The sequence below is a fragment of the Streptomyces sp. NPDC088706 genome (genome assembly GCF_044752765.1).
Classification (GTDB): domain Bacteria; phylum Actinomycetota; class Actinomycetes; order Streptomycetales; family Streptomycetaceae; genus Streptomyces.
On record NZ_JBIVLW010000032.1, the window covers coordinates 1 to 11761 of the forward strand.

An 11761-nucleotide genomic window follows, 5' to 3' on the forward strand; every position below is an offset into this window, starting at 1 on the left:
GCTACGTCGTCGAGCAGACCTTCGCGCTCCTCCATCACTTCAAGCGTCTCGCCGTCCGCTGGGAACGCCGCACCGAACTCCACGACGCCTTCGTCTCCCTGGCTTGCAGCCTGATCTGCTGGAGACGCCTCAAGAAGACACGCACATGATCGTGTTACGAGCTCTAAGTGGTCGGCGATGGAAGTCCTTCGGGGGTTGACGTTGGAGTCCGAGCCGTGCCGCGCTGTGATCGGTGATCTAGCGCCACGTCGGCAACGGTTGCCCTGCGGTTCGCGTCCCCCTCTGGCTGGCCTTCCGCACGTAAGTCGGGACTGTGCGTCCCCAGGCGTCGAGTCACGTATCCAGTTGTGCACGGATGAGCGTGTCGAGTCGTTGCCATGCCGGGGACGCTGCGTTGACTGTGCTCTGGATGAGGGCCGGGATCTCGGAGGCTGCATCCAGCGCGGGAGGTGCGTTGCGCCCGTACCGTTTTCGGGTCGCCTCGGTGATCCGGTGGGCGAGGTCGTCGATGCGGGGATCGTTGGCGTCGAGGTTGTGCACGTCGTCGTAGGCGAGGAAGAGCTCCCGCAGCGCGGGGTCAGCCAGGGTCACGGTCTGGTCCTGGAACAATGTGATCGCCTGGTCTGGGTGGGTAGCGAACACGAGGATCCACAGGTCGCGTTGCAGATCCACCCATCGAGGGGAGAAGCCCCAGCTGACCAGGTCCTCCAGGTGGCTAACCGATCTCGGCGGGCAACGGTGCCAGCTGCCCAGTGGCGAGCTGGTGCAGGCGCTCTTGCGTTGCCCGCAGGCTATGGATGCGGGCGGTGAGCTCGTCGTCGATTTCTCCCAATGCGTACTGGAACTCCTTGCCGGTCGCTGATCTCAGGTCGCGGATCCGGGCCAGTGGGACGCCGGCCTCGGCGAGGGTGCGGATCTTGATGAGGTCGATGGCATCGTTCGCGCCGTAGCGCCGGTACCCGGAGGCATCGCGGTCGGGCTCGGGAAGCAGCCCCTTGTCGTGATAGACGCGAATGGTCTTGGTCGATACTCCGGCGTACCTCGCCAACTGTCCGATGGTAATCACCCGGGAATCGTCCCACTTCACCTTTCCCCTAGGGCAGGGTTGCACCATGAAGTCATGTCGAACACGAATATCGATCGAGAGACCCTGCGCGAGCTGGCCGACGAGGGCAACGAGACCGCTCTGGACCGGTTGGCCGACGCTGCCGACGCAGCCGGCGACCTCGGGGAGCTGAGCGAGCTGTTGGACGAAGGATTCCTGCACGCCGAAGTCCTGCTCACTCGACGCGCGGCCGCGGCTGGCGACCTGCGCGAGCTGCAACGGATCGCCGACGCCGGGTACGACGAGGCCGGGCACGAGCTGGAGCGGCTGCTGAAGGCACCGACCGACGGGCATCGAGATGGAGTATCTGACCAATCGCAGCGGTCGTGCAGCCACAGCAGTCGGGCCGCGGTCGGTGCCTGAACGTGCTGAATGCCCCTCCCGAGATTGACCGTTGCCCTCCTTGCCTGCTGCCAGCGCCCGCCCGATCATCCTGACCGCCTCCGTCCGGCACCGGCTGAAGAAGGCGGCCTACGGCCACAGGACCGAGCACCAGGCCCGGATACGCGCGCAAATTGTGCTGCACGCGGCCGGAGGACGCTCCAACGCCCGTATCGCCGCCGAGACCCGCCTGCACGGGGACACGATGCGAACATGGCGGGGCCGGTTCGCCCATGGCGGCTTGCCGGCCCTGGCCGACCGCAAACGCTCTGGTCGCCCCGCCCGTTTCACCTCCGTGCAAGTCGCCGAGACCAAGACCCTGGCCTGCCAGTTACCGGCCGAGACCGGCGTGCCGCTGTCGCGGTAGTCGTGCCCAAAATTGGGGTGCTGGGGGCTGCGGGTTCATCCAGTGCGGCGGGGCTTGGTTCCTGTCTTGTGGTGTGCGGGGCGGGTGTATGCCTGGCCGGTGGCGAGGATCACGGCCTCCTCAGTGCCCCAGGTGGCAGAGTCGCCGAAGACGAACCCGCCCCCGTGCTTGGGAGGTCGACCACCTTTGGGGTCGTAGACCCGCGGCGGCGTCGGGCGCCGCATCACACGGTCGGAGTGAAGGCGGACAAGGATCTGCACCGGCAGACCGTCCAGCAGGTGAGCGATGCGGAGAGCGTCGTAGCCGGCGTCCATCACCACCAGCACCTCCGGGTCGCCAGGCTGCCACTGCCCGGCGTCCACCAGCCGCTCAATGACCTCGCGGATCTGCACCGTGGTCACCGCGGCGACGTCCGCCCCGGGCTCCAAGCGGACCGCGTCCAGCACCGCAGTCCAGGAGGTACGGCCGGTCTCCAGCACGGCCGCGATCGAGTACGGCCAGCCCGGCAGCATCTGATGCTTGCCCTCGCCACGGCCGAAAGTGTGGCAAAAGGCCCGGTCAGCGCAGGTGTCGGCGTCCGGCCGCAGCCATGGTGAGACGTCGACGGCCAGTACAAGCCGTCCGTCTGCCGCCCTCGGCAGCGCACCCCGGCCAGGGCCCGGTGAAGCCGGGCGACATCGATCTGCCTCTGGTTGAGCCCTCCGTACAGGGAGCCGTGTCCGCGCCGGTGCTCAGGCGCCAGAGCCAGGTCGACCAATGTCCTGACCGGGCCGTCCGTACACAACAGCGCGTCGCACAGTTCGAACAGCGTGTCGCCCCGGGCGGTCAGACACGCGTACAACTCCGACCGGAAGTGTGACGCTTCCGCGAACGCATCCCGCAGGACGCCCTGATGCACCAAACTCTCGACCACGGCCTTCGCGCTGGTTCTCTGCCTCTGTGACGGAGCAAAGGATCAGCCGAAGGCCGCTTCTACGTCCGTTGAACTGCGAAAACGCCGATCAAGTTCGAGCCGCGTCAGACGCCGGACCATAAACGACAAGCTCACGGAGACCGACCCAGGGCGATCTCCGTGGCGTGCCACAGCGGCCTCACCTTTCGTTATGCGCCACTTCAGCAACAGCCGTTTCAAAAGATCCCCGCAGGCAATAGATCGATCCTAAAGAATCATTGGAGGGTTTGAACGTAGCTGTAGATTTTCGCTCGGCATGCGGCGTACTGTCTTGTTTCACCCTCTCCGCGAGGTGGTTTAGGCCGACTCGCGTGGATCTGGTCGGGTGTTCGGTGTCCCGCGATGGCCGGTTCCTGATCAGTCAAAGAATATTCACCTAGCTGACCCTTCCCTGCACTCTCTCGAAGTGTTTCCATGGGCAATCGAGTGCAGGGATTTCAGGAAGTCGCCACCATGACCGAAAACTCTGTCCATCAGGTCCCACAGCGAATCTTCTATCTCCAGCATATTTTTACAGGGTTTATCCTGATGCCGATGGCGGCGTCCACATTCCCTCGGGTTCTCGTGGTAGCCGGTCCGATCCGCGATCGGGAGATGGTGGGGAACGTGCAACTCTGGAGCCTTTCCGACGACGGGCTCCTAGTCAACGCGGGCACCCGCCTGGCTCTGGAACTCATGACGGATGTCGCGTGGGGCGAAAGCGTCATCGTTCAGGGAATTCCCTACCAAGCACAGAATCCTGACAGTCAGCGCTGGCAGCTCGACGTCTCAGGACAGATCAGGAGTCGTGTCGACCCCGAGCTGGTCCTGACTCTTTACGGCACTCAACCTGGCACGCCGGCAGTGGTGAAATCCCAACGCGGCGAGACGGTGCCCTTCACGACCTGGCGACGGATCACCGCCCTGCTTCAACCAAATTCTTCACACACAGGAAGCGGAAATCGAGCCGCTCCACTACTTTACCCGAATCCCCTCATCGGAGACCTGCACCCTCAAGGTTGATTATCACATATCCGAAAGGACGTTTCCTCATGCCGCAGCACGCCAAACGGCCCGACGAATCCGTCGATGCCACCCAGTACTTCTACATCCAACACGTCCAGACCGGTCTTTTCCTCATGCCGTACGAGTCGATGACGGCCGCCGGAACTCATATGGTGACCGCGCGGCTGCAGACCGACCAGCTGTACGTCGACAGCCAGCTGTGGACCCGCACGTCCTCCGGCATGATCATGAACAAGGCCAGCGGGCTGGTGCTCCAGGCCGCCGGTGGACCCGGCTCGATGATCGTGCAGCAGCGGGCGGCGGACGACCGTCCCAAGAGCCAGTTGTGGGACTACCACGTGCACACCCAGCTCCTCACCAGCAAGCACGGCGACCGGCTCGCTCTGACCGGCGGGCTGGGCGGACCGTTCGGCGCGTACGCGACGATGGAGCACCGCCTCCAGCCCGCTCCGCTGCCCAGACAGCAGTGGCGTCTGGTGCAGTCGGCGGTGCCGGAGCCCTATCAGTTCTTCGTCGAGGCCGTACGCGCGGACGGTACCCGTGTCGGTGTGCTCACACCCGCCGCCGGTCGTCTGACACAGGGAACACGGCTGGCGGTCGAGCCGGAGAGCTTCGACTACCAGGAGAAGCAGCTCTGGTCATGGGCGGGCAGCGGGCAGTTGGTCAACGTGGCCTCCTCCATGGTCGCGGACGTCTACGGCAACGTCCCCACGGGTAACGTCGTCCTGCACGCCGCCAAGCCGAGCGACGCCCCCGACGGCACGAAGAACCAGACCTGGGCGCTCACCGCGAACGGCCGGATCCGCTCCGATCTCGGCAACTGGGCTCTGGCGATGGAGAACCCCAACATCGGCAGCACGACGAAGCTCGTCCCCCTGGGCAGTAAGGAGGACACCCTGCAGTGGCGCGTTCGGCGCGCCGTCTACCCCGAGCCGGTCACCACGGCGCGCGCGGTCGATCTCAACGGCACCGACCAGGCCCTGGCTCTGGGGCAGACCGCCGGTCCCCGCCTGAAGGACTTCACCGCCGAAGCGTGGGTGCGGACCAAGGCCGGCGGCCCCGTCATCACCTCCAGGGGCGTCACCACGGACAGCACCGCGCTGGCCCTGGTCGTGCAGGGAGACGGCTCGCTCGTTCTGCAGGTCACCGGTGGCACCGCCCCGAACAGCGGCTACTACACCGCATCGATCACCACCGGACCCACCAACGCCACCGACGGCGAATGGCACCACCTCGCCGGGTGCCGTAACGGCGATGACCTGGCGCTGTACCTGGATGGCGTGGCGGTCGACCCGGTCAGCACGATCACTCCCAGCATCCCGCTGGACTACCCGCCGCAGCAGCAACTGCAATTCGGCGCCATCCGGTACGAGAACGACATCACCAGGCAGCTGTGGCTCGACGGATCCCTGGCCGAGGTGCGGCTGTGGAACCGGGCGCGCACCGAGGTCGAGATACCGGCAGGCATGCACCACCAGATCGACGACCACGACCTCAGCCTCATGGGGCACTGGACGTTCGCCGACGACAGCGGCCGCGACTCCAGCCTGGCCGGCCGCACTGCCAGCTTCCAGGGCGCGCCCGGCTTCAGCGACTCCGGCATCGAGGTCGTGCCCCAAGGCGACTTCTACCTCGTCACCCAGGCCCGCCTGATCCAGGACTACCAGCACAACGCCAATGGCACCTCCGCGCCGAAGGAGATCACCGGTTACCGCGTCACGATCAACCTGCGCGACGCCAACGACATGGGCACGCCCGGCTTCCTCACCCTGCAGCTCAACAACCCCGACGTGGACGAGCAGGCCGTCCTGCACTTCCCCGACGCCACCGCCGTCACCCTCAACGCCAAGCAGCCGCTGGCCACGCTCACCACCGACTCGCAGGGCGTCCTCACCTTCACCCTGGACGCCGACGACAAGCTGCTGTGCCCGCTGCTGCGCGTCCAGGCCGACTTCCAGAACGACGGGTCCTGGCTGCTCATCGCGCCCGACCGCCAGGCCCACGCCGCACTCGCCGCCATCAGTGGTGACAACCTGCGCGGCCGCGACGACCAAGGCAACAAGATCCCCGACAAGACGGCTCCCTTGCCCGACACGGTCACCGCCGGGCAGGCGGATGCCGCAGCCAGCGCCATCACCCAGTTGATGAGCACCGCCACCCAGCACTCCGCACAGGGCGATCAGCAGCAGGTCCGCCTTCTGACCGGCCTCGCCCCCCTGCCCATCACCCGCCCCTACCTGCCCCGTTACCAGCTTGCCGGCATCGTCGCCACGGGACACGACCCGATTACCGACGCCATCGCCACCCACCACATCGACCGAGACGCCCCCGTGGCCCGGATCCTGGAAACCAGCAACGCCGAGCACGCCCACTGGAGTTTCGACTTCGCCGCCAAGACGTTCACCCCGCACACTCCCCAGCAGGCCGCCCGCGTCCTGGAGAGCATGGGTCCCAAGCGGCAGGCCAGGGGAGATCTCGCCAAGAAGCTGCTGAAGAACTTCGGCCCCGGCGACATCACCGGAACCACCCTGCAGAAGGTCACTGCCGCCAAGTACGCCGCCGCCACCGAGCACGACATCCTCACCACCACCGGCACCACGGGCGCCAGCAGCGTCTTCTCCTGGGTCCGCGACCACGTCAAGGAGGCCGAACATCTCCTCGTCAACCAGGTCAAGCTCCTGGTTACCAACCCCATGGGTTTCGAGCAGGAGGTTGAACACCTCGTCCTGACGGTCGTCAACAAGGCCAAGGAGGTCTTCTACGCCGTGATCCAGGCGGTGGACCACGCCTTGGAGGCCGTCGCCGGCGTCTTGGAGAAGCTCGGCAGCGACATCAAGAAGATCGTCCAGTTCCTCAAGGACCTCTTCAACTGGCAGGATGTCCGCAACACCCAGCGCATCATGCACACCTACTTCAACAACCTCATCTACACCGGCAAGAAGGACCAGCCCGCCTTCATCCCGCAGGTGCTGCGCGGTGCTCTCGCCATCGGTGCGGAAGGGCTGGAGAGCCTCAAACAGGCCGTGGACCAGCGCATCGACGAGTGGCGGGAGCACTTGGTCGAGGCCGGTACGCAGCACAAGCTCCACGACTCGGCCACGGCCCCGCCGCAGAACGTCAAGAGCGGTTACGTGCAGCACATGACCAGCTCAACCTTCCAAAGCGCCTCCCAAAGCCAAAGCGGAAGCCAGGTTCACGCCTCCGGCTGGTCGGGCCTGGACACCTCGGTGGTGGAAGGAACAGCCATCGCACTCGGTGAGAAGTGGCTGACCGCGGTCGGCAAGACCTGGGAGAGCCTTCCGCAGCAGATCCTGAACTCACCTCTCGGCGCCGTCCACGACGTCAAGAGCCTGCTGCTGGACGGCGTGGAAATTCTGCTCAACACGCTCGAAGCGCTCATCGACGCTCTTATCAACAGCGTCGTCGACCTTATCGAAGGACTCGAGCAACTGCTGGAGGACATCTTCGAGGGCCTGTACAAGATCGGAAATCAGGAGCTCCATATCCCCATCCTGACTCCCTTCTACGAGAAGATCGTCATGGGAAACAATGGGGAGAAGCTCTGCGGCCTCGGCCTGATGTGCCTGCTGGACGCGATGCCCGTCACGTTCGTGTACAAGCTCCTCAACGACGGCAAGGCTCCCTACACCACCCAGGAGACCGAGGCCTTCGTCCGCCTCCTGCCCACGCAGTACACCTGGCTGAAGAACCCGTTCGCGCCGACCGCGAGCCGGACCGGTGACCCGCCGATCTCCAACGTCGCCCTGGACGCCATCGCCATGGGCGGAGTCATCGTCCTGGGAATCGGCGCCACCGCCAGCGACATCTGCTACAGCCGCGAAACGGTCGGACCCGCTGTCGGCAGCTTCCTAGGCAACCAGTGGCGCTACAAGTGGGGGGTGCGTACCCACCCAGGGTGGCAGAAGTTCTTCACCCTTCTCGTCGTCGCCGGCAACTTCGCCGTCATGGTCGGCACAGTTCTGGCCCTCGTCAACGCCGCCAAGAGCAACTCCGGCCAGGAAAAGAGTTTGGCAGCCGTAGGCTTCCTCCTCGCCTTCGTGGTGACAGGCAGCTCGCTGGTAGGCGCCGTCGCCAGTCAGACCTGGTCGTTCGGAGACGCGACGGTGCAGACACTGGCAGCCATAGGGTCCCTGGGGCCTGTCATCGCCACCTACGTCCTGTCGGAGCACACCTACAGAGACAAGCTGACCATCGCTGCCGGTACACTCTCGTTCTTCTCCAACGTCTTCCAGTTCCTCAAGATCCCCATGTCGTTGGCTCCTACGGCCACGTCGTCCAAGGTGATGGGTGTAGTCGTCACCGCTGCCGACGTCATCGGATACTTCGGCACATTCATGGCTGAGTGCGCCCTCCTGGAGGACAGCCGGACCAACCCGAAGCTGGTCGCCCAGCAGTACCTGGATCGTTACATGCCCTCCCACGCCCTGCCCGAGTTCGACTGACCACACCTCCCCATCGTGTGGCCGCAACTCCTAGGAGCGGCCGTCCCACGCGCTCGCCGGTACTCGACATCCGGCGGGCGCGAAGGTGCGCGTGGGCGCAGGCACAGTGCGAGATACGGCGCCTGGCTGCCTCACCGCGGCTGCAAGCTGAACGGAGGCACTGGCGCTCGTACAGCGACAGCCAAAAAGCAACCTCCACCAGATCGCAGCTCGTCTACTCCGGGCCTGCATTCCTGGTGCTATCGATCAGAGGACTCGCGGATTTCCTTCTTGCTGACGCCGGGTGATATCTCTCCTTCACCTGCGTCGGCATAGGGGGTGAGGTCGACACCGGCCGAGCGGGCTTCCCTGAGCCGGATGGACACCAGACCGGCGGAGACAGACAGCTCGCGTGCGATCTCGTACCCCTTTAGCCCCTGACGGTGCAGCTCGATTATCCGGTCCCGACGCTGCCTGGACCGGCCCTCGTACACCGCTCGCTCCTCAGCGACCATGCGCAGCACCGTGCGTTGGGACACCCCGAACCGTTCCGCGAGCTCGCGTGCCGTCGCGGTACGGCGCTCCCGCATCGGCTCCTGCGTCACGACGTCCCCCTCATGTACTCAAGCATTGCCGCTGCACGCTCGTCCCGGCGCGCTGTGCGCACCGCCCCAGAAGCCTTCCCACCCTTCTTGCCGCGAGCAGACTGGATGGCGACGAAGGTGGCCTCGTACACAGCCGCCCCGTCCTTCCACATCCTCGACCGCGTCGTGATCCACCGGTGGATGCTGTTGGCGATCGCCCGCGCCTCCACGGCCGGCAACGGCTTCACGAACTCCGCGTTCCGGGTGTGCACTTCCGCATGGATGGCGGTGTGCAGAGTCTCGGGGCTGCCAAGTGATGGCGAACCTCGCGATACGCCCAGGTCCGAGCAGTCTCGAAGATCGAGCAGTTACGCCCCAGACCCGTGACGTTGGTACGGAAACGCTTGGTCTCCCGCCAGCGCACGGGCGGCATGTGACCGCTCAACGCCTCCTCCAGCCCACCGAGCGTGTGAAGACCGCCATGGAGCCACTCGGTGCTCCAGTCCACGTGCAGCGGATTCTTCGTCAACAGCCCCGAGTAGGCCGCATCCCCGTCCAGTGCCCGGCGCAGCCCCTCCGTGACGGCAGCCGCGTAGGCCAGCGGCTTGCGCCGGGCGTACTCGGTCCGCGTCACCGCCTCCGCCAGAGCCCACACCGCATGAGCATGCCCATTCACCGGGTTCTCCACGACCGCGTTGAGCAACGGATGCGACCCCACTGACGACACCGCCCGCAGCACCGCATCCGAGTGATCCACATCCACCACGAGGAGATTGCTCAACGCCGACGGGTTCGCCTCCACGTACCGACGCGTCATCGCCACCGGCCGCCGCTCGCGCCCGATCCCCTCCTGCAGCCGGTTCGTCGCATACGGCCGCAACGGCAGCCAAGGTGTCGGTGAGGGAGGCGGCCTGCTCGGCGGCCGGATGCAGGTCCAGCACCGGGGGCACCGTGTGGAGGCGGACGTGGGGCAGCCGGTGCCAGCGGGCGAGGACGGGCTTCGTCCAGCGGCGCGCCACACACCAGGACGTGCAGCAAGGCGGTGATGCGGGTGAGTGAGGTGTTGATGGCGGCGATGTCCTTGTACGGCCACCACCCGCCGACCACGTACACGGCAGTCGCGTCGGCAGGGGACGGCGAAGACGTTTCGACCGACACCGGTGAGGACGATCAATCCTGCCGTTTCTCGCGCTGGCCTTGGTGAAGTTCACCCGCCGGTGGCTGCTGCGGCTCAGATGTCTCCACGCTCCGAGGGGCCGGATCCGCAACCCGGCGCGGACGAGGACGAGGAACTGGGTCCTGCCGCGGTGAAGGAGCCGGTGCCGTGGCCGTCGACCGTGGGGCCTGAGCCTGCGGCCGAGCCGGAGTCCGCGCACCCGGTGTTGCCGGGGTCTGACCCGAAGCCGAAGCGGCCACGGGGCGAGGAGCCGATGTGCCAGCTCCCGGCTGCGCAGGGGCAGGGGTGCTTCGAGCGGAGCGCGTCGGACGCGTGCTCGGCGCGGCTGGGTGCCCGGTAGTAGAAACCGTGGCGGGCACAGCGTGGCCGCTGAAGCGCTTCGGTGCAGCCGACTGGCTGCCGACCTGCTGGCTTTGCTCACCCTGGGAACCCGTGCCGAACTGCGTCGGGCTCATCTGACCGGCGACACCCTTACGGTCTCCGCTGGTCGGAACAGGGCCTGTGCTACCGGCACCGGTCTGGCCTGGGCGCCACCGCGAGGGCTCGACGGACCCGTGGACGAGGCTAGAGCCTCACCGGGGATGACTTTGTTGCCGTCCGACGTGTACCCGAGGTTCGACTGGCCGCCCTGGTAGCTCAGACCCTGCGCCGTCTGCTTATCCAACCGCGAGCTGCCTGTTCGATTGCTTGACAATTGCCGCGGACCCCCCTTATCGCCGGGGTCGTTGCCCTGAGCACCGGCAGAACCACTGCCGCCCGGCGTAGCTGTGGCGGCGTTACTGCTTCCGGCTGATCTGGGTCTGATTCAGACCCAGGCCCGCCGCCAGGACGACCCGGTTCTGCCGGAGGCACTGGCTGAGCCGGCGGCGTCCCGGGCGGACGAGGTGGATGCCGACACCGTCAACCGGGAGCTTTCCATCGCGCGCAAGGCGTTCGGCTGGTGGCAGCGCCAGGGCTGGATCGAAGGCGATCCGACGATCGGGATCGAGCGGCGGCCGGCCCCGCCGGACCGCACCAAGGCCCTGGCCGAGAACCAGATCGCGGCCCTGCGGCGCCTGGACGTCGGTCTCTGGGAGAAGATGCAGTGGAAGATGCTCTACGAGTCCGCCGCACGGGCCGACGAGGTGCTGTGCCTGAACGTCGAGGATCTGTACCCGCAGGACAAACGCGGCAGGATCACCGCCAAGGGCGGGGCAACCGAGTGGATTCAGTGGCAGTCCGGCACGGCCTAGCTGCTGCCCCGCCTGATCGCGCGCCGTACCCGCGGCCCGCTGTTCCTCACCGACCGCGAGGCCCCGGCCGGAACACAGACACCGGACGTGTGCCCGGAGACCGGCCGGGCCCGGCTCCCCTACCCGCCGAGCCGAGGAGATCTTCGAGGAGAACACCGGCTGCCGGCCAACCCGCTCGCTTCACCCGAAGGCACCGAGGACCTGGACGGCTGGACCCTGCACCGGCTCCGCCACAGCGCGCTCACCCACGACGCGGAGAGCGGCACCTCCACGCCCATGCTGCTGGCCCGCTCCCGGCACGCCTCCGTCCGCTCCCTGGAGCGGTACGCCCGTCCCGGCGTCGATGCGGTCGCGCGGCACGTCGCCGAGCGCGACCCCAGCGCACGTCGTCGGACGTGACGGCTGGCAGCGGACTTGGACGGCCCGCCGGCCGGGTAGGTTGCAGCCCGATACGTGAACGAGCGGAACGAGGAATTTGTGGCACATCGGGGCGTGGAGAAGGAGGGGGATCTGCCG

General features: G+C 66.5%; 11 protein-coding genes and 1 pseudogene. 6 read left to right on the forward strand and 6 right to left on the reverse strand.

The annotated features are described in order from the left end of the window. Window positions 1-333: 333 nt before the first annotated feature. Together ACIQAK_RS32585 and ACIQAK_RS32590 are read right to left on the reverse strand one after the other, a co-directional pair. On the reverse strand, window positions 334-672 hold the full coding sequence (locus ACIQAK_RS32585) for a MerR family transcriptional regulator (RefSeq protein ID WP_366392915.1): 339 nt from the start codon (window positions 670-672) through the stop codon (window positions 334-336). 43 nt (window positions 673-715) lie between these two features. After that, entirely contained in the window at window positions 716-1087 is a 372-nt protein-coding gene (locus ACIQAK_RS32590) for a MerR family transcriptional regulator (protein ID WP_366392914.1), read from the reverse strand. Between the two features lie 33 nt (window positions 1088-1120). Here ACIQAK_RS32590 and ACIQAK_RS32595 point away from each other — a divergent pair, with 33 nt between their 5' ends. Further along, entirely contained in the window at window positions 1121-1468 is a 348-nt protein-coding gene (locus ACIQAK_RS32595) for a hypothetical protein (RefSeq protein WP_366392913.1), read from the forward strand. 40 nt (window positions 1469-1508) lie between these two features. Then, a complete protein-coding gene (locus tag ACIQAK_RS32600; RefSeq protein ID WP_366392912.1) occupies window positions 1509-1853 on the forward strand; it encodes a helix-turn-helix domain-containing protein in 345 nt (114 codons plus the stop codon). 38 nt (window positions 1854-1891) lie between these two features. On the opposite strand, the pseudogene ACIQAK_RS32605 reads toward ACIQAK_RS32600, so the two are convergent. After that, window positions 1892-2751 (reverse strand): annotated as a pseudogene (locus ACIQAK_RS32605) (transposase); the annotation flags it as partial. Between the two features lie 468 nt (window positions 2752-3219). Between ACIQAK_RS32605 and ACIQAK_RS32610 the strand changes: the two are divergent. Together ACIQAK_RS32610 and ACIQAK_RS32615 are read left to right on the forward strand one after the other, a co-directional pair. Next, window positions 3220-3807 (forward strand): RICIN domain-containing protein, encoded by a 588-nt coding sequence (locus ACIQAK_RS32610; RefSeq protein WP_366392911.1) that lies wholly within the window; start codon window positions 3220-3222, stop codon window positions 3805-3807. A 29-nt stretch (window positions 3808-3836) separates the two neighbouring features. After that, window positions 3837-8273 (forward strand): LamG-like jellyroll fold domain-containing protein, encoded by a 4437-nt coding sequence (locus tag ACIQAK_RS32615; RefSeq protein ID WP_366392910.1) that lies wholly within the window; start codon window positions 3837-3839, stop codon window positions 8271-8273. A 239-nt stretch (window positions 8274-8512) separates the two neighbouring features. Here the strand turns inward: ACIQAK_RS32615 and ACIQAK_RS32620 are convergent, their stop codons facing one another. The 3 genes from ACIQAK_RS32620 to ACIQAK_RS32630 are packed head-to-tail and all read right to left on the reverse strand — an operon-like array spanning window position 8513 to window position 9716. Continuing rightward, a complete protein-coding gene (locus ACIQAK_RS32620) occupies window positions 8513-8857 on the reverse strand; it encodes an HTH domain-containing protein (RefSeq protein ID WP_366392909.1) in 345 nt (114 codons plus the stop codon). Next, window positions 8854-9108: a hypothetical protein gene (locus tag ACIQAK_RS32625; protein WP_366392908.1), complete on the reverse strand. Its 255-nt coding sequence runs from the start codon at window positions 9106-9108 to the stop codon at window positions 8854-8856. The genes ACIQAK_RS32620 and ACIQAK_RS32625 overlap by 4 nt, the downstream gene beginning before the upstream one ends. Then, complete coding sequence (locus ACIQAK_RS32630) at window positions 9081-9716, reverse strand: replication initiation protein (protein WP_366392907.1); 636 nt, start codon at window positions 9714-9716, stop codon at window positions 9081-9083. The genes ACIQAK_RS32625 and ACIQAK_RS32630 overlap by 28 nt, the downstream gene beginning before the upstream one ends. A 1181-nt stretch (window positions 9717-10897) precedes the next feature. Here ACIQAK_RS32630 and ACIQAK_RS32635 point away from each other — a divergent pair. Then, window positions 10898-11245: a hypothetical protein gene (locus ACIQAK_RS32635; RefSeq protein WP_366392906.1), complete on the forward strand. Its 348-nt coding sequence runs from the start codon at window positions 10898-10900 to the stop codon at window positions 11243-11245. 87 nt (window positions 11246-11332) lie between these two features. Then, window positions 11333-11644, forward strand: a complete 312-nt coding sequence (locus ACIQAK_RS32640) for a site-specific integrase (RefSeq protein ID WP_366392905.1) — start codon at window positions 11333-11335, stop codon at window positions 11642-11644. Window positions 11645-11761 lie beyond the last annotated feature (117 nt).